The organism is Pseudomonas sp. TE3644 (assembly GCF_056278815.1).
In genome coordinates this window covers 6,599,902-6,617,847 of sequence record NZ_JBWBQF010000001.1, presented here as the reverse complement: position 1 = coordinate 6,617,847, position 17,946 = coordinate 6,599,902, and the positions used below count along the sequence as shown (strand labels likewise).

At 64.2% G+C, this 17,946-nt stretch carries 18 protein-coding genes; 8 read left to right on the top strand and 10 right to left on the bottom strand.

The features are described from left to right. The first annotated feature begins 5 nt into the window (after positions 1-5). Both ACZ9GA_RS29445 and ACZ9GA_RS29440 read left to right on the top strand, forming a co-directional pair. Entirely contained in the window at positions 6-821 is an 816-nt protein-coding gene (locus ACZ9GA_RS29445) for an ABC transporter ATP-binding protein (protein ID WP_155980601.1), read from the top strand. 16 nt (positions 822-837) lie between these two features. Beyond that, entirely contained in the window at positions 838-2,448 is a 1,611-nt protein-coding gene (locus tag ACZ9GA_RS29440; RefSeq protein ID WP_457358781.1) for an arylsulfatase, read from the top strand. A 118-nt stretch (positions 2,449-2,566) separates the two neighbouring features. Here the strand turns inward: ACZ9GA_RS29440 and ACZ9GA_RS29435 are convergent, their stop codons facing one another. Beyond that, entirely contained in the window at positions 2,567-3,640 is a 1,074-nt protein-coding gene (locus ACZ9GA_RS29435; RefSeq protein WP_457358783.1) for a fatty acid desaturase, read from the bottom strand. Between the two features lie 100 nt (positions 3,641-3,740). Here ACZ9GA_RS29435 and ACZ9GA_RS29430 point away from each other — a divergent pair, with 100 nt between their 5' ends. After that, positions 3,741-4,745 (top strand): AraC family transcriptional regulator, encoded by a 1,005-nt coding sequence (locus tag ACZ9GA_RS29430; protein WP_457358784.1) that lies wholly within the window; start codon positions 3,741-3,743, stop codon positions 4,743-4,745. Here ACZ9GA_RS29430 and ACZ9GA_RS29425 read toward each other — a convergent pair. Next, positions 4,693-6,102 (bottom strand): heavy metal sensor histidine kinase, encoded by a 1,410-nt coding sequence (locus ACZ9GA_RS29425; RefSeq protein WP_457358786.1) that lies wholly within the window; start codon positions 6,100-6,102, stop codon positions 4,693-4,695. The genes ACZ9GA_RS29430 and ACZ9GA_RS29425 overlap by 53 nt on opposite strands. Beyond that, complete coding sequence (locus ACZ9GA_RS29420) at positions 6,095-6,769, bottom strand: heavy metal response regulator transcription factor (RefSeq protein WP_457358788.1); 675 nt, start codon at positions 6,767-6,769, stop codon at positions 6,095-6,097. The genes ACZ9GA_RS29425 and ACZ9GA_RS29420 overlap by 8 nt, the downstream gene beginning before the upstream one ends. A 136-nt stretch (positions 6,770-6,905) precedes the next feature. Between ACZ9GA_RS29420 and ACZ9GA_RS29415 the strand changes: the two genes are divergently transcribed. Further along, the gene (locus tag ACZ9GA_RS29415) at positions 6,906-7,373 is read left to right on the top strand and encodes a GlcG/HbpS family heme-binding protein (RefSeq protein ID WP_027980031.1); all 468 of its coding nucleotides are present in this window, start codon (positions 6,906-6,908) and stop codon (positions 7,371-7,373) included. Then, the gene (gene uraH / locus ACZ9GA_RS29410; protein ID WP_457358790.1) at positions 7,370-7,780 is read left to right on the top strand and encodes a hydroxyisourate hydrolase; all 411 of its coding nucleotides are present in this window, start codon (positions 7,370-7,372) and stop codon (positions 7,778-7,780) included. The genes ACZ9GA_RS29415 and uraH overlap by 4 nt, the downstream gene beginning before the upstream one ends. Positions 7,781-7,881: 101 nt before the next feature. Here uraH and ACZ9GA_RS29405 read toward each other — a convergent pair whose 3' ends face one another. Beyond that, positions 7,882-8,571 (bottom strand): Crp/Fnr family transcriptional regulator, encoded by a 690-nt coding sequence (locus tag ACZ9GA_RS29405; protein WP_457358792.1) that lies wholly within the window; start codon positions 8,569-8,571, stop codon positions 7,882-7,884. A gap of 91 nt (positions 8,572-8,662) precedes the next feature. Between ACZ9GA_RS29405 and ACZ9GA_RS29400 the strand changes: the two genes are divergently transcribed. After that, positions 8,663-9,184, top strand: coding sequence for an Mpo1 family 2-hydroxy fatty acid dioxygenase (locus tag ACZ9GA_RS29400; RefSeq protein ID WP_457358793.1), 522 nt, complete (start codon positions 8,663-8,665; stop codon positions 9,182-9,184). Positions 9,185-9,249: 65 nt separating this feature from the next. Here ACZ9GA_RS29400 and ACZ9GA_RS29395 read toward each other — a convergent pair whose 3' ends face one another. From ACZ9GA_RS29395 to dibA, 6 genes are all read right to left on the bottom strand, one after another. Beyond that, positions 9,250-10,239 carry a sulfate/molybdate ABC transporter ATP-binding protein gene (locus ACZ9GA_RS29395; protein WP_027980027.1) on the bottom strand — a complete coding sequence of 330 codons (990 nt, stop codon included), beginning with the start codon at positions 10,237-10,239 and terminating at the stop codon, positions 9,250-9,252. A gap of 3 nt (positions 10,240-10,242) precedes the next feature. After that, positions 10,243-11,112: a sulfate ABC transporter permease subunit CysW gene (gene cysW / locus ACZ9GA_RS29390; RefSeq protein WP_457358795.1), complete on the bottom strand. Its 870-nt coding sequence runs from the start codon at positions 11,110-11,112 to the stop codon at positions 10,243-10,245. A 14-nt stretch (positions 11,113-11,126) separates the two neighbouring features. After that, positions 11,127-11,945 carry a sulfate ABC transporter permease subunit CysT gene (gene cysT / locus ACZ9GA_RS29385; RefSeq protein WP_457358797.1) on the bottom strand — a complete coding sequence of 273 codons (819 nt, stop codon included), beginning with the start codon at positions 11,943-11,945 and terminating at the stop codon, positions 11,127-11,129. A 135-nt stretch (positions 11,946-12,080) separates the two neighbouring features. Next, positions 12,081-13,094, bottom strand: coding sequence for a sulfate ABC transporter substrate-binding protein (locus ACZ9GA_RS29380; protein WP_457358798.1), 1,014 nt, complete (start codon positions 13,092-13,094; stop codon positions 12,081-12,083). A gap of 57 nt (positions 13,095-13,151) precedes the next feature. After that, positions 13,152-13,334, bottom strand: coding sequence for a sulfur starvation response protein OscA (oscA, locus tag ACZ9GA_RS29375; protein WP_007941032.1), 183 nt, complete (start codon positions 13,332-13,334; stop codon positions 13,152-13,154). Between the two features lie 227 nt (positions 13,335-13,561). After that, positions 13,562-15,454, bottom strand: coding sequence for a phosphodiesterase DibA (gene dibA / locus ACZ9GA_RS29370; protein ID WP_457358800.1), 1,893 nt, complete (start codon positions 15,452-15,454; stop codon positions 13,562-13,564). A gap of 147 nt (positions 15,455-15,601) precedes the next feature. Between dibA and desA the strand changes: the two genes are divergently transcribed. Together desA and ACZ9GA_RS29360 are read left to right on the top strand one after the other, a co-directional pair. Next, positions 15,602-16,786: a delta-9 fatty acid desaturase DesA gene (desA, locus tag ACZ9GA_RS29365; protein ID WP_457358802.1), complete on the top strand. Its 1,185-nt coding sequence runs from the start codon at positions 15,602-15,604 to the stop codon at positions 16,784-16,786. Positions 16,787-16,934: 148 nt separating this feature from the next. After that, on the top strand, positions 16,935-17,924 hold the full coding sequence (locus ACZ9GA_RS29360; protein ID WP_457363626.1) for a GGDEF domain-containing protein: 990 nt from the start codon (positions 16,935-16,937) through the stop codon (positions 17,922-17,924). Positions 17,925-17,946: the final 22 nt, after the last annotated feature.

The following is a 17,946-nucleotide window of genomic DNA, read 5'->3' as shown; positions in this document are numbered from 1 at the left end:
ACGCACTGACCACCCCTATCGTCAGCTTCAACCACGTCGGCAAGCAGTTCGACGTCGACGGCGGCACCCTGGAAGCCATCCGCGAGTTCAACCTGCAGATTGCCGAGGGCGAATTCGTTGCCATCGTCGGCTCCAGCGGCTGTGGCAAATCCACCCTGCTGCGCCTGCTGATCGGCCTGGACACCGACTTCCGTGGCGAGATCCAGGTCGACGGCAAGCCGGTGACCGGCATCGGCAGCGAGCGCGGCATCGTCTTCCAGGAACACCGGCTGTTCCCCTGGCTGACCGTCGAGGAAAACATCGGCCTGGGCCTGGTCAACGAAGCCCTGAGCAACGAGCAGCGCCAGCGCCGGGTGCAGGACTTCGTCAACCTGGTGGGGCTCAAGGACTTCACCCGTGCCTACCCACACCAGCTGTCCGGCGGCATGGCCCAGCGCGTGGCCATCGCCCGCGGCCTGGTGGCCAGCCCACGGATCCTGCTGCTGGACGAACCCTTCGGCGCCCTCGACGCCCTGACCCGCCAGCAGATGCAGGACGAGCTGCTGGCCATCCGCGAGCGCGCGCGCATCACCACCGTGCTGGTGACCCATGACGTCGAGGAAGCCATTTTCCTGGCCGACCGCGTGGTGGTGATGGAGCCGCGCCCCGGCCGCATCAAGCGCGTGGTGGACATCGACCTGCCGCACCCGCGCCAGCGCAGCAGCTTCGAGTTCCACCAACTGCGCGAGGAACTGCTGCACGAACTGACCAGCGACGACCACTACGTGGCGCCCAATCCCGTGCAGATCCGCGACCTGCACCCCGCCTTCATTGCTTGCTGAACCATGGAGCCGCACGATGCCCCAACGTCCCAATTTCCTGGTGATCCTGGCCGACGACCTCGGCTTTTCGGACATCGGCGCCTTCGGCAGCGAGATCGCCACGCCACACCTGGACAAACTGGCCCTGGCCGGCCTGCGCCTGACCGACTTCCACACCGCGCCCACCTGCTCGCCCACCCGCTCGATGCTGCTGACCGGCACCGACCACCACATTGCCGGCATCGGCACCATGGCCGAGGCGCTGACGCCCGAACTGATCGGCAAACCCGGCTACGAGGGCTACCTCAACGAACGCGTGGTGGCCCTGCCGGAGCTGCTGCGCGAAGCCGGTTACCAGACCCTGATGAGCGGCAAGTGGCACCTGGGCCTGACCGCCGAACTGGCGCCCCATGCCCGCGGCTTCGAGCGTTCGTTCTCGCTGCTGCCGGGCGCGGCCAACCACTACGGTTTCGAGCCCACCTACGATGACAGCACCCCCGGCCTGCTCAAGGTCACCCCGGCGCTGTACATCGAGGACGACACCTTCGTCGACGAACTGCCCGAGGACTTCTATTCCTCCGACGCCTTCGGTGACAAGCTGCTGCAGTACCTCAAGGAGCGCGACCAGAGCCGGCCGTTCTTCGCCTACCTGCCCTTCTCCGCGCCGCACTGGCCGTTGCAGGCACCGGCGGACATCGTCGCCAAGTACAAGGGCCGCTACGACGCTGGCCCGCACGCCCTGCGTCAGGAGCGCCTGGCGAAGCTGCGCGAACTGGGCCTGATCGACGACGCCACCGAAGCCCACCCGCTGCTGGAGCTCAACGCCGAGTGGGACAAGCTCGACGACAGCCAGCGCCAGGCCTCGGCGCGGGCCATGGAGGTGTACGCCGCCATGGTCGAGCGCATGGACTGGAACATCGGCCGGGTGGTGGAGTACCTGCGCCAGCAGGGCCAGCTGGACAACACCTTCATCCTGTTCATGTCCGACAACGGCGCCGAAGGCGCGCTGCTGGAAGCCTTCCCGAAATTCGGGCCGGAGCTGATGACGTACCTGGACACCCATTACGACAACAGCCTTGAGAACATTGGCCGGGCCAATTCCTACGTGTGGTACGGACCGGGTTGGGCCCAGGCGGCGACCGCGCCGTCACGGCTGTTCAAGGCCTTTACCACCGAAGGCGGCATCCGCGTGCCCGCGCTGATCCACTACCCCGCACTGGCGCGGCAGAAGCAGATTGGCCATGGCTTCGGCACGGTGATGGACGTGACCCCGACCATCCTCGACCTGGCCGGGGTGCGCCACCCGGGTACGCGCTGGCGTGGCAAGGAGGTGGCGCCGGTGCGCGGGCGTTCGTGGCTGGGGTATCTGTCGGGTGAGACGGCGACCGTGCACGATGACAAGACGGTCACGGGCTGGGAGCTGTTCGGGCAGCGGGCTATTCGGCAGGGGGATTGGAAGGCGGTGTGGATCCCCGGGCCGATTGGGCCGGCGACCTGGCAGCTGTATGACCTGAGCCGGGATCGGGGCGAGGTGCATGATTTGGCCGGGAGCCATCCCGAGAAGCTGGCGGCGTTGATTGGGGAGTGGCAGAAATACGTTGAGGAAACCGGGGTAATCCTGAACAAATCCCCCTTCCAGCCTGACTGAATACCAGCAACCACGACCCTGTAGCCGCTGCCGGCAGGCTGCGCTGGCCCCTGAGTACACTCAAGATCTTCAGCGAGGATCAGGGCCAGCGCAGCCTTCGGCAGCGGCTACAGGCGTCTTACGCGTTGCCTTGCGCAGCGGGGGCGGTGACGGCATCGGGCACCGGCGTAAACCGATTCGCCCGCGCAAACGTCCCGAAATCATTAAACCGCACCCCCATCTCCGCCATCACTTTGTGCGCCACCGGCGCGGTCATCTGGCGAATGTAGAACGGTTCCTTCACCACAAAATGATGAATGCCATGGGTGCTGCCAAAGTTGAAGCAGAACGCATGCAACGGCCACAACCACCACGCATTCAGCACCTGGGTCTGCTGCATTACGTTACCCAGCTCGACGTCGCCGTAGTAATGCATGTTCGAACTGACGAAGTGCAGGCAGAAGGTGCGCAGCACATTCGGGCCCACGATCACCACCACGGCCAGGTCGATCACGTGCATCACCGCCAGCGTGTCGGCTGACCACTCGATAGGCGCCCCCAGCAGCCAGGCCACGCCATTGGCGGCATGGAAGCCCAGGAACACATACCACGCCCCCCAGTTCAGCAGCGCCAGCGGCGCATACACCCGCATCGTGCGTTTGAGGATGCTCCACTTGTGCGCCCAGGTCTTGGCCCGCAGCATGCGGATCAGCGACGACATGACGTTGTCACCCACCATCAGCAGGCGCACGATGCCCCAAGGCTCGCCGTTGGTGATGGCGCGTTCTTCCATGTCGGTCTCGGTGCCCGAGACCTTGTGGTGGTTGAGGTGCAGATGGCGACGGATCCACGGGTTGATGGTGCTGGGCCGCGCCAGCCACACCAGCGCCAGCATCAGGTTGTGCGGCACCCGCTGTTTGCGGAAGTACATACTGTGGATCAGGTCGTGTTCCAGCTCGTGGGTCAGCGAGGCGAAGAAGGCGTTGAGCAGCAGGCACACCCACCAGGCCATGTAACCCGCCAGGTAGAGCGCTGCGCTGCCGATCATGCCGGCCAGGGCGAAGGCCAGGATACTGGCGCCGATGGCGTCCTGGTGCTGAAGTATCGGGTAGCGGCGGCGCAACTCATCGCCTCGGGCCATCACTACCTGGCGAATATGCGCGCTGCGTTGTTGTGCATTCAGTCTGTCGGGGCTTGCACAAGTGCGGTCCATGCTTCCATCCTCTTGTTATGGATGGACCGACTGTGCCCCAGAACTCGCCAAGGAACGCTAGCCGTGGACGCCAACCTGTTGACCTCAGGCGCCATCTGCCATGACTGAACCGACCACGCTTGCCAGCTGGACCCGAGCCTTGCGCAAACAACTCGACGCACTGGGCCTGGACAGCGCTGCGCTGTGCGCAAAGGCCGGGCTGGACCTGCAGCACATGGACGACCCCAAGGCCCGCTACCCGCTGTCGGCCACCACGCGCCTGTGGCAGTTGGCGGTGCAGGCCAGCGGCGACCCGGCCATCGGCCTGCGGGTGTCGCGCTACGTCAGCCCCACTACCTTCCACGCCCTGGGCTACGCGCTGGTGGCCAGCGAAAACCTGCGCGAAGTGTTCGAGCGCATCGTGCGTTATCACCAGGTGGTCAGCGATGCCGTAGTGCCGCACCTGAGCCGGGAAAACGGGCGCTATGTGTTCCGCCTGGAAATCCCCGAAGGCGCTCCCGCCCCGGCGCCGGAAGCCATGGATGCCTTTGCGGCGATCTACGTGCGCACTTGCCGCAACCGCCTGGGCCGGGACTACGCGCCGCTGGGCGTGTGGCTGACGCGCCCGCCACCCGCAGACCCTGCGCCCTGGCACACAGTGTTCCGCGCCCCCGTTCATTTCAACGCGCCGTACAACGGGCTGGAATTTGCCTGTGCCGATTTCGAGTGCCACCTGGACGACGCCAACCCGGAGCTGGCCGAACACAACGAAGCCGTGCTCAACCGCACGCTGGAGCTGTTGCACCCACTGACCTGGGAGCGCCGCGTGCGCAACGCCATCGAACACCACCTGCCCCAGGGCGTACCTTCGGCCGACCAGATTGCCGAGTCCATGCACTTGAGCCTGCGCAGCCTGCAACGCCACCTGGCCGACGAAGGCTGCCGCTATGACGCGCTGCTGGACCAGTGCCGGCAGAACCTGGCGCTGGCCTACCTGCGCGATGCCGAGGTGTCGCTGGGCGAGATCGGTTTCCGCCTGGGGTTCGCCGATGCCAGTAGCTTCAACCGCGCCTTCAAGCGCTGGACGGGGTTGTCCCCGGGGCAGTTCCGCGACCGGATGGTGTGAAGGCCAGGCGGAAGACCGTGGCCTGGGCGTCACTGCTGACGCTGACCTGGCCGCCATGCAATTGCATGATCGAACGCACGATGGCCAGGCCCAGGCCGCCGGAATCACCGGGTTCGGCGCGTGAGGGGTCGATGCGAAAGAAGCGGTCGAACAGCCGCCCCAGGTGCTGCGCCGGAATCGGCTCGCCCTGGTTGGCCACGCACAGGCTGCCATCTGTCACCGTCAGGCTGATGGTGCTGCCCGGCGTGGCGTGCCGCACTGCATTGGCCAGCAGGTTGGCCAACGCCCGTTGCAGCAACTGCAAATCAGCCTGCAGCGTGCCGTGCAACTGGTTGTCCAGGCGCAGTTCACGGTCTTCGGCCAAGGCTTCGAAATAGCCGCACAGATCCTCGCCCAAGGCGTGCAGGTCGACCGATTGCAGGTTCAGCAGGCGCTCGCCGTGATCGGCGCGGGCCAGGAACAGCAGGTTTTCGATCATGCGGTTCAGGCGCTCGTACTCCTCCAGGTTGGAGGCCAGCACTTCCTGATATTCGTCGACGCTGCGTGGCTGGTTCAGCGCCAGGCCGTTGCTGCCCAGCAGGTTGTGCAACGGCGTGCGAATCTCGTGGGCCAGGTCGGCGGAAAACTGCGACAAGCGCTCGAAGCTGTCGTTGAGGCGCGCCAGCATCCCATTCAGGGCCACCACCGGCTCGTGCAGCTCACGGGGGATGGCCTGCAATTGCAGGCGCCGGTCCAGGCTGCGCAGGTCGATGGCGGCCACGGTGTCGGTCATGTGGCGCAGCGGCAACAGCGCCCGGCGCAGCAACAGCAGGCCCACCGCAAAGGCCAGCAGCGCGCCCAGCCCTACTGCCAGGTACACCCGCAATCGATAGCTGGCCAGCATGGCCTCGCGCTCGGCCAAATGCTTGCCGACAATCACCGTCAGCGTTTCGCCGCGCGGCCCTTGGGCAGCACCGGCCAACAGCAGCAGCGAGTCAGAGCGTTGGATATCCGTGGGCTGCGGGCCGCGCTGCTCGGGGATGGCGGCCACCGGGGGCACCTTCTGCCGACGCGGGTTGATGGCGATCACTGCGGTACCGTCGGCGCGATTGACCAGTAGCAGGCTCTCCTGATTGCCGAGCATGTTCTGGTACAGGCGCGGGCGCTGTTGCAGGGCGTCAAGGCTGTCGCTGTCCTGCAGCAGGGCCCGCACCTGCTCCAAGCGGCCGAGCAAGGCCTGGTCGTCGCGGTACACCAGCTCCGATTCCAGGCTGCGATACAGGAACACCCCCGCCACGCTCAGCACCAGGGCGCACACCGCGGCGAAGGCCAAGGCCAGCCGCCACGCCAGCGACGGCCCCTTGGCGACCTCACTCATCAGGCGCCTCCAGCTGGTAGCCCACACCCCGAACGGTGTGGATCAGCTTGGGCATGAACGGGTCATCGACCTTGGCGCGCAAGCGGCGCACGGCCACTTCGACCATGTTGGTGTCGCTGTCGAAGTTCAGGTTCCACACCTGGGAGGCAATCAGGGTGCGCGACAGCACCTCGCCACGACGGCTGGCCAGCAGTTGCAGGAGGGCGAATTCCTTGTTGGTCAGGGCGATGCGCTGGCCGCCACGGCTGACCCGGCGGCGCAGCACGTCCACTTCCAGGTCGGCGATGCGGTAGTGCTCCACCTCGCGGGTAGGGCCGCGGCGCAGCAGGGTGCGCACCCGCGCCAGCAGTTCGACGAAGGCGAAGGGTTTGAGCAGGTAGTCGTCAGCGCCCAGCTCCAGGCCGCGCACGCGGTCTTCGATGGCGTCCCGGGCGGTGAGGAACAGCACCGGGGTGTCGCCACGCTGGCGGATCAACTTCAGCAACTGCCAGCCATTGAGGCCAGGCAGCATCACGTCGAGGATGATCAGGTCGTAGGCCTGTTCCTCGATGTAATGCCGCCCGTCCAGGCCGTTGAGCGCCACGTCCACGCTGAACCCCGATTCTTCCAGGCCCTTGGCCAGGAACCGGGCGGTCTTGGCTTCGTCTTCCACCACCAGCAAATGCATCGCACACCTCGATTGAGCTGCGCATAGGCTAGGCCTGTACGCGGCGCTTGCCCATTACAAAGTTGTAATCAGGGCGACGGTTTTCTGCAGGCAGGGCCTGGTTAAGGTAGCGCCACTTATCCACAGGAGCCCTGCCATGCCGCTCAAACCCCTGCTGTTCTGCGCCGCCACCCTGGCCGCTGTGCAGGCCCAGGCCGGCCTGCCGCAACACCCGGAACTGGACCTGGCCAGCGCGCGCCGCCTGGTGGACGCAGCGCCCTGCCGCGCCGCCATCGCCGTACTGGACCGCGGCGGCAACCCGATTCTGGCCCAGCGCGCCGACGGCGTAGGCCCGCACAACGCCGATGCGGCGCGCCGCAAGGCCTACACCGCGCTGTCCAGCAAGACGCCGACCCGGCTGTTCGCCGAGCGGGCGCGCAACAACCCCGAGGCCGCCAACCTCAACACCCTGCCCGAACTGCTGTTGCTGGGCGGCGGCATCCCGCTGTTCGAAGGCCGCGAACTGGTGGGCGCCCTGGGCGTGGCCGGGGCCGGCGGCGCCGAGCAGGACGAACAATGCGCAACCACTGCCGCCAGTGCCCTGGGCCTGGCCATTCACCCATGAAGGAGCTACCGATGAAACTGATACTGGCCTTGGGCCTGAGTACCCTGTCGAGCCTGGCCATGGCGGCCAACCCGCTGAGCGTGCACGTGTTGAACCTGGAAAACGGCGTGCCGTCGCCGGGCGTGGAAGTGACCCTTGAGCAGCACGTGGGCAAGGACTGGCAGATGCTGGCCCATGGCACCACCAACGAGCAGGGTCGCATTGCCGAACTGTTCCCGGCCGATCACACCTTTGTGCAGGGTGAATACCGGGTGGTGTTCAAAACCGGCGACTATTACAAGCGCGTTGGGCATGAAACGTTCTTCCCGGAGATCCCGGTGATTTTCCAGGTGAAGCAGACGGACCAGCATTACCACATTCCGCTGCTGCTGAGCCCTTATGGCTTCAGCACTTACCGCGGTTCGTAAAAAGCGCCCCTACCCTCTGTAGCAGCGGCCGCCAGGCCGCGTCACAGGCACCGCGGTGTAGCTGATAGTCCGCGTGGGCCCGACGCCGCCTTCGGCAGCTGCTACAGGGTTGCGGCGTGCTTGAGGGCGTTGAGGTCGAGGATTTCGATTTCGCCGTAGCTGAGCCGTAGCACTCCCTGCAGCTCAAGCTCTTTCAGGATCTGGTTGGTGGTCTGCCGCGACAGCGACAACATCATCGCCAACTGCTCCTGCCCCAGCCGAATAATCCGCCGCGCGCCCTCCACCTCGCCATACCCCTGGGCAATCATCAACAGCCGATGCGCCAGCCGTGGCGCCGCCGCCAGCAGGCTTTGCTGCTCCAGCATGACAAACGCCAACCGCAGCTTCTGGCTCATCAGCAAGGCAACGTCGCGCCACCAGCCAGGTGTTGCTGCCAACAGCGCCAGCAGCGCCCCCTGGGGCACCCACACCAGCACGCAGTCGTCCTCGGCGTAGGCATCGTGGGTACGCGGCTGGCCGTCGAACAGGGCGATCTCGCCGAACCACTGCGGCGCTTCCACCAGCGCCAGCAACGCCTCCTTGCCCTGGGCATTCACCGCGCCGATGCGCATCGAACCTTCCACCACGGCGTACAACCCACACGGCGCATCGCCGCGCTGGAACAGGCAGGCGCCGGCCGGCACCCGGCGCAGGCGGGCGGCTGCCAGCACACTATCCTGAAGGGAGGGTGGCAATTGCGCGAACCAGTGCCCGGTCAGCAGGCGCGGGCGCCAGGCGTTGACGTCGTTCATGAAGCCTCTCGTGCGGGTTTGTCGGCTAGCCGACAGAGCATGGGCCAGCGAAAGCGCATGATCAATCATCACCCAACCTGAGGGCACAACAATGAAAAACCTCGTGCAGCACCTGAGCCAATACGCCGCCTACCACCGCGACCCGCGAAATATCGCCAGCCATTTCGTTGGCATCCCGCTGATTGTGGTGGCGGTCACGGTGCTGCTGTCGCGGCCCGGAAGCTGGGTAGCCGGTTTGTGGGTAAGCCCTGCGCTATTCGCGGCATTGGCATCGGCGTGGTTTTACCTGCGCCTGGATCGGCGGTTTGGGGTGGTGATGACGGTGTTGCTGGGGCTGTGCCTGTGGGCCGGGCAGGCACTGGCGGTGCAGACGACGGCGGTGTGGCTGAGTGCAGGGTTGGGATTGTTTGTGGTGGGGTGGGCGATTCAGTTCGTCGGGCATTACTGGGAGGGGCGCAAGCCGGCGTTTGTGGATGATGTGATGGGGTTGATTGTGGGGCCGTTGTTTGTGGTGGCGGAGATGGGGTTTCTAATGGGAATGCGACAAGAGCTGAACCAGCAGATTGAACTCAATGTGGGAGCGGGCTCTGCCCGCGAAAAGGGCACCGCGTAACAACAGACTCTACGCGGTGATCTTTTCGCGGGCAGAGCCCGCTCCCACAGACTGATTCAATCCTTTCAGATCGCGGCTACCTTCTGCCAGACCTTGGGCTTGAAGAACAGCGTTTCGCCCTTCGCCAGGTTGGTCAGGCTGTCGTGGTCTTTCACCACTTCAGCTTCGATCAGGTCAGGCTGGCCTTCCACTTTCAGGGTGACCCGGGTGGTGGCGCCCAGCGGACGAATGTCGCGTACTTCGGCGGCATGGTGGCCTTCCACCTCCGAACGTGACAACGACACCTCGTGCGGCCGGAACAGCACGTGGTTGTCCTCGCCCAGGTGCAGGCGGTTGGAATCACCGAGGAAGTGGTAAACGAAATCGCTGGCCGGGTTCTCGTACACCTGGCCCGGCGAGCCGATCTGCTCGATCACGCCCTTGTTCATCACCACGATGCGATCAGCCACTTCCATGGCCTCTTCCTGGTCGTGGGTCACGAATACCGAGGTCAGGTTGATGTCTTCGTGCAGGCGCGCCAGCCAGCGGCGCAGTTCTTTGCGCACCTTGGCGTCGAGGGCGCCGAACGGCTCGTCCAGCAGCAGTACCTTGGGCTCCACCGCTAGGGCGCGGGCCAGGGCGATACGCTGGCGCTGGCCACCGGACAGCTGCTCGGGGTAGCGGTCGGCCAGCCAGTCCAGTTGCACCATGTTCAGCAACTCGTGGACCTTCTCGGCAATGCGTGTCTCGTTGGGGCGCTCGCCCTTGGGCTTCATGCGCAGGCCGAAGGCGACGTTGTCGAACACGGTCATGTGGCGGAACAGGGCGTAGTGCTGGAACACGAAACCCACGTTGCGGTTGCGCACATCGGTGCCCGACACGTCTTCGCCATGGAAAACGATGCTGCCATCGTCCGGGGTTTCCAGCCCGGCGATGATGCGCAACAGGGTGGTCTTGCCACAACCGGACGGGCCCAGCAGGGCCACCAACTCGCCACTCTGGATGTCCAGATTGATGGAGTTCAGGGCCTGGAAGGCGTTGAAGCGCTTGCTGACATTACGAACTTCGATCGACATGAATTATTCCTCCGCAGCGCTGTTGCGCAGGCGGTTAATACGGTTCTCGCTCCACTGCTTGAGCAGCAGGATGAAGAGCGCCATGACCAGCAGAAGGCTCGCGACCGCGAAGGCGGCGACGTGGTTGTATTCGTTGTAGAGGATCTCGACGTGCAGCGGCAGGGTGTTGGTGACGCCACGGATGTGCCCCGACACCACCGACACCGCGCCGAACTCGCCCATGGCCCGGGCGGTACACAGCACCACGCCATAGATCAGGCCCCATTTGATGTTGGGCACGGTGACGTGCCAGAACATCTGCCAGCCGTTGGCGCCCAGCAGGCGCGCGGCTTCCTCTTCCTGGGTGCCCTGCTCCTGCATCAGCGGGATCAGTTCGCGGGCGACGAAGGGCACGGTGACGAAGATGGTGGCCAGCACGATGCCCGGCAGGGCGAAGACGATCTGGATGTCATGGTCGGCCAGCCACGGGCCGAACAGGCCCTGGGCGCCAAACATCAGCACGTAGACCAGGCCGGCAATGACCGGCGACACCGAGAACGGCAAGTCGATCAGCGTCACCAGGATGGCCTTGCCACGGAACGAGTATTTGCTCACGCACCAGGCGGCACTGACGCCGAACACCACGTTGAGCGGTACCGAGATCACCACGGCGATCACCGTGAGTTTCAGCGCCGACAGCGCGTCGGGTTCCAGGATCGCGGTGAAGAACTCGCCCACGCCCTTGCTCAGCCCTTGGGACACCACGATGAACAGCGGCAACAGCAGAAACACGGCAAACACCAGCCAGCCCAGGCTGATCAGCACCGTGCGCGACCAGGCGCTGCCACGGCGGGCGGCGTTGGCGCTGGTAGCAGCAATTGAAGATGCAGACATATTCAGCGCCTCCTTCAAGGGGTTTCGATGCGCCGCTGCAACAAGTTGATCAGCAGCAACAGAATGAAGGAAACCACCAGCATCATCACGCCGATGGCGGTGGCGCCGGTGTAGTCGTACTGGTCCAGCTTGACCATGATCAGCAGCGGCAGGATCTCGGTTTTCATCGGCATGTTGCCGGCGATGAAGATCACAGAACCGTACTCGCCCACGCCACGGGCGAACGCCAGGGCGAAGCCGGTGAGCCAGGCGGGCAGCAGCGCCGGCGCCAGGATGTAGCGGAACACCTGCAGCGGCTTGGCGCCCAGGCAGGCGGCGGCCTCTTCGACTTCACGGGGGATGTCGGCCAGCACCGGCTGCACCGTGCGCACCACGAACGGCAGGGTCACGAAGGTCAGCGCCAGGGTGATGCCCAGGGGGGTGTAGGCGATCTTGAAGCCCAGGCTTTCGGCGAACTGGCCGACCAGGCCGTTGGGGGTGTACAGCGCCGTCAGGGCAATGCCCGCCACGGCGGTGGGCAGCGCGAACGGCAGGTCGATCATGGCATCGATGATCTTGCGGCCGGGGAAGGTGTAGCGCACCAGTACCCAGGCCAGCAGCGTGCCGATGATGCCGTTGATGATGGCGGCGCACAGGGCGGTGCCGAAGCTCAGCTTGAGGGCCGCCAAGGTGCGCGGCGAGCTGACGATGGCCCAGAACTGGTCGAAGGTAAGCTGGGCGGCGTGGACAAACATTACCGCCAGCGGGATCAGCACAATCAGGCTGAGGTACACCAAGGTGTAGCCCAGCGTCAGCCCGAAGCCGGGTATGACGGGGGAGATACGACGCGACATAAGTGTCCTTGGTACAAGGTTTTAAACGTCATTGGCCCCTTCGCGGGCAGAGCCCGCTCCCACGCCAGATCCTGTGCACAGGTCCATTGTGGGAGCGGGCTCTGCCCGCGAAGAGGCCAGTTAGCTATCAGATCCTTACTGCGCCTGGTAGATCTGGTCGAACACGCCGCCGTCATTGAAGAACTTGGGCTGCGCGGTTTTCCAGCCGCCGAAGTCCTTGTCGATGGTGGCCAGGCTCTTCACTTCCTGGAACTGCTTGGAATACTGGGCAGCCACTTCCTTGTCACGCGGACGGTAGAAGTTCTTGGCGGCGATTTCCTGGCCTTCCTTGCTGTACAGGTGCTCCAGGTACGCCTTGGCGATGGCTTCGTTGCCTTTCTTCTCGGCGTTCTTATCAACCACAGCCACCGGCGGCTCGGCGAGGATCGACACGGACGGCACGACGATGTCGAACTTGTCCTTGCCGCCGTCTTCCTTCAGTGCCAGATAGGCTTCGTTTTCCCAGGCCAGCAACACGTCGCCCTGGCCGTTGTTGACGAAGGTGATGGTCGAACCGCGGGCGCCGGTGTCCAGCACGGGCACGTGCTTGAACAGGGTCTGCACGTAGGCTTTGGCCTTGCCTTCGTCACCGCCGTTGGCTTTCAGGCCGTAGGCCCAGGCCGCCAGGAAGTTCCAGCGCGCGCCACCCGAGGTTTTCGGGTTGGGGGTGATCACCGAAACGCCGTCCTTGATCAGGTCGTTCCAGTCATGGATGCCCTTGGGGTTGCCCTTGCGCACCAGGAACACGATGGTCGAGGTGTAGGGGGTGCTGGCGTCCGGCAGTTTGGTTTGCCAGTTGTCCGGCAGGGTCTTGCCCAGCTTGGCGATTTCGTCGATGTCGCCGGCCAGGGCCAGGGTCACCACGTCGGCACGCAGGCCGTCGATCACGGCGCGGCCTTGCTTGCCCGAGCCACCGTGGGACTGCTTGATGTCGACCTTGTCGTCGGGGTGGGCTTTTTTCCAGAAGTTCACGAACTCGGCGTTGTAGTCCTGGTACAGCTCACGCGTCGGGTCGTAGGAAACGTTAAGCAGCTCATAGTCCTTGGCGACCGCAGAGCCTGCAAACAGCGCGCTGGCGAGCGCCGCCAGAGCGTAATGACGGATAGACATGGTGAAGCTCCTGGATGACTCTTGATTATTATATTGGCGTTTTTATAGCAGAATCATTTAGCTGGGCTTGTTGCCCGGATTCTGCAGGCGGAATTTTTCCTTCCGCTCGATTTGCACCACTTGGGCGTTGTGGACAGTGATTTCCACGGCCCCGAAGCGCAGGTCACGCAGCGCGCTCTGGATTTCGCGCAGAATGGTTGCTTCGTCCTGACCGTCGACGCTACGCAGAGATGCGCTCATGATCATGCTCCTTGAAGTGAGAGTTGCCTTGAGCGCCATAGTAGATAGGCCGGGTTATACTTAAAAATACTATTTAAGAATGCCCATATAACCAAAAAACCGACCCCCCCCACATTACCGTAGCAGCTGCCGAAGGCTGCGTCAGACGGCACGCGGTGTACCTGACTCAACGCGGCGCTTGGGACGCGGCCTACGGCCGCTGCTACAGGACGGTGTAGGAGGCGGCGTCAGCCGAAAGACAGATCAGCAGCAGGCATGGGGCGGCCATACCAGTAACCCTGCCCCAGCTCACAACCCTGCTCGCGCAGAAACTGCGCCTGCTCCGGCTGCTCGATGCCTTCGGCATGGATCTGCATGCCCATGCTGCGCCCCAGGGCAATGATCACCCGCACAATCGCTGCATCGTCTTCATCCAGCGGCAAGCCCGCCACAAAGCCCTGGTCGATCTTGAGCTTCTGCACCGGCAGGCGCTTGAGGCGCAGCAGCGATGAATAACCGGTGCCGAAGTCATCGATGGACAGGCGCAGGCCCAGCTCACGCAGGCGGTGCATCTGCTCCAGCGCCGACTCGGGGTCTTCCATCACCGCACTCTCGGTGACTTCCAGTTCCAGCCGCGCCGGGTTTAAACCAGTATCAGCGAGGATGCGCGCCACCTGCTGGTACAGCTCGCGGTGGCCGAACAGGCGGCTGGAAACGTTGACGGCGATGAAGTCCAGCTCATGGCCCTGGGCTTGCCATGCGCACATCTGCCGACAGGATTGGGTCATCACCCAGGCGTCGATGTCGGCGATCAGGCCGGTGCGCTCGGCGATCGGGATGAATTCGCCCGGCGGGATCAGACCGCGCTCGGGGTGCAGCCAGCGCACCAGCGCCTCGACGCCCACCAGCTGGCCGCTGGCCAGGTCGTGCACCGGCTGGTAGTACACGCGCAATTCTTCCTGGGCCAGGGCGCGCTGCAGTTCGGCGGTCATCTCCACGCGTTGTTGGGCGTGGGCGGTCAGTTCTTCGGTGTACAGCGCATAACCGCCACGGCCGTTGCCCTTGGCCTTGAACAGGGCCGAGTCCGCGTTGCGCAGCAGCTGCTCGGCGCCCGGCGCGTCACTTGGAAACAGGCTGATGCCAACGCTGGCGCTGATGAACAGGGTGTGGCCTTCGAGCAGGAACGGGCCCTTGAGGCCGTCGATGATGGCCTGCGCCACGGTCGCCGCGTGCGCCGCCTGGGGCGAGTCTTCCAGCAACACTGCGAACTCGTCGCCGCCCATGCGCGCCAGGGTCACGCCCGGTTCCAGCAGGCCTTGCAGGCGTTGCACCACAGCCTTGATCAGCTGGTCGCCGATGCTGTGGCCCAGGCTGTCGTTGATGCTCTGGAAGTGGTCCAGGTCCAGCAACAACAGCGCGCAACCGCGCTTGTTGGCCTGGGCGGCGGCCAGGGCCTGTTCGGCACGGTCGTGGAACAGCAGGCGGTTGGGCAGTTCGGTCAGCGGGTCGTGCTGGATCAGGTGGGCGCGCTCGCGCTCTGAATGCTTGCTGGCGCTGATGTCGGAGAACACCGCCACGTAATGGCTGGTGTGGCCGGCGTCATTGCAGATGGTGCGGATGGTCTGCCACTGCGGGTAGATCTCACCGCTTTTGCGCCGGTTCCAGATCTCGCCGCTCCAGCGCCCCTGGTGATCGAGGGTATGGAACATCTGCCGGTAGAAATCGGCATCGTGACGCCCGGATTTGAATTTGCTGGGGTTGTGGCCCAGCACTTCGTCCTCACGGTAGCCGGTGATGTCCATGAACGCGCGGTTGACGTGCACGATGTTGCCCAGCCGGTTGGTCACCAACACACCTTCCAAAGTGCTGTCGAACACCGCCGCGGCCATGCGCAGGCGCTCGCGCTGGATACGGCCCTGGTCACCCAGGCCAAAGCAGCGCAGCAGACGGGCGCGGGCCAGGAAAATCAGCAGCGCGGTGGCGGCAACCCAGACATAACCGTTGATCAGCTGCCAACGCAGCACTTGCGTCGAATCATCGAAAAGGCTGCTCAATATTTGATCAGCCAGCACCAGCCATACCACCGAGGCCAGCAGGTAGAGCAAGGCCGCGCGCAAGGCGCCGCGAGAAGATCCAGGCATAAAATTGGCGAAGCCCACGCGAAAAGTCGGGATTATAGAGCAGAAACATTCAGCCACTCTTATCTAAAAGCCGGACTGGTTTTATCTGCCAGCATGCCGATAATGCGGCATGCTGTTACTTTTTCTTTGACGAGGGCCCTGCAGCCTATGTGGTACAACGGTTTTCTCGACCTGTCAGCCTGGCAACTGGTGGCGGTCACCCTGTTGATGACCCATGTGACGATTGTCAGTGTCACCATCTACCTACACCGCTATTCCTCCCACCGTTCGCTGGAACTCAACGGCGGCCTCAAACACTTTTTCCGCTTCTGGCTGTGGCTGACCACGGCGCAGAACACCCGCGAGTGGACCGCCATCCACCGCAAGCACCACGCCAAATGCGAAACCGTGGACGACCCGCACAGCCCGGTGATCAAGGGCCTGGGCACGGTACTGGGCCGCGGCGCCGAGCTGTACCGCGCCGAGGCGCAAAACGCCGAGACCCTGCGCATCTATGGCAAGAACTGCCCCGAGGACTGGATCGAGCGCAACCTGTACTCGCGCTATCGCCTGCTGGGCGTGTTCCTGATGCTGGGCATCGACCTGGCCTGCTTCGGCGCCATCGGCCTGACCGTGTGGGCCATCCAGATGATGTGGATTCCGTTCTGGGCCGCCGGCGTGGTCAACGGCCTGGGCCATGCTGTGGGCTACCGCAACTTCGAATGCCGTGATGCAGCCACCAACCTGGTGCCCTGGGGCATCATCATTGGCGGCGAAGAACTGCACAACAATCACCACACCTACCCCAACTCGGCCAAGCTGTCGGTGCGCAAGTGGGAGTTCGACATGGGCTGGATGTGGATTCGCATCCTGTCGTTCCTGCGCCTGGCCAAGGTGCAGCGCATCGCGCCCATCGCCCACCGCGTGGAAGGCAAGGGCCATCTGGACATGGACACAGCCATGGCCATCCTCAACAACCGTTTCCAGATCATGGCCCAGTACCGCAAGCTGGTGATCGCGCCCCTGGTCACCCAGGAGCTGGCCCGCGTCGATGCCTCGGTGCGCCACCAATTCCGCCGCGCCAAGCGCCTGCTGTCGCGGGAAACCAGCCTGCTGGATGACCGCCACCATGTGCGCATCCAGACCATGCTGGAGCACAGCCAAGCGCTGAAGGTGATCTACGAGAAACGCCTGGCGCTGCAACAGATCTGGGCGCGCACCAGTTCCAACGGCCACGACATGCTGGCCGCCATGAAAGACTGGATTCACGAAGCCGAAGCCAGCGGTATCCAGTCGCTGCGCGACTTCGCCGCCCAGCTCAAAACCTACTCGCTGCGCCCCGCCACCGCCTGACGCCGTCCATCGGCACGCTTTCGCAAGGGGCGTGCCGTTTGGAACTTCATTACAAATTATTAATCCTACGAGTGATCGCCTACGCGGCGGGACCTTGCGCGTGCGCACGCCAGGGCCCGGCCCCCGTGACATTCGAGATTTCGTGATGATGGTCAACAAACTACCGCAGTCACCTGCCTTTGCCCCCATGCCGGCTGCCGCCGAGACGCTGCTGGCGCTGATGCACGCCCAGGGCGAAGTGGCACGGCTGAGTGAACGTGAACAGCTGTTCAGCTCGCTGCTGGTCAGCGTCAATGCGGTGTTGTGGGCCTTCGACTGGGAAGCCCAGCGCATGATCTACGTCAGCCCCGCCTACGAGCGCATCTTCGGGCGCTCGGCCGGGCTGCTGCTGGCCGACTACAACGAATGGCGCGACAGCATCTACCCCGACGACCTGGACTACGCCGAGCGCAGCCTGGCCGAGGTGCTGGAAAAGGGCGCCGTGGAAGACCGCGAGTACCGCATCATCAGCGCCGACGGCCAAGTGCGCTGGCTCAGCGACAAGTGCTTTATCAACCAGCAGACCAGCCCGGACCAGCGTGTGATCGTGGTCGGCATTGCCGAAGACATCACCGAGAAGAAACACCTGGAAGGTGAGCTGCAACGGTTGGCGACCATTGACGTGCTGACCCAGAGCAGCAACCGTCGGCACTTCTTCGAGTGCGCCCACCGCGAGTTCGAACAGGCGCGCCTGCAAAGCTCGAACTTCTCGTTTCTGTTGCTCGATATCGATGACTTCAAGGTGATCAACGACACCTACGGGCACCAGGAAGGTGACGTGGTGCTGCAACGCATCGCCGAGACGGGGCGTTCGGTGTTGCGCCGGGGCGATCTGTTTGGGCGCATTGGTGGCGAGGAGTTTGCGGCCGTGTTCCCCGGTTGCTCGCCGGAAGTGGCGCGGCAGATTGCCGAGCGCTTGCAGCGCGAGATTCAGCGATTGAGTTTCAACCATGAAGGTGAGGTGTACGGGGTGACTGTCAGCCAGGGGCTGACGGGGCTCACCGAGGGTGATGATTTGCTGGATACGCTGTTTGCGCGGGCGGATGCTGCGATGTATCAGGCCAAGCGGCAGGGCAAGAATCAGATTGTTCTAGGCTGACTGTAGCCGCTGCCGCCAGGCT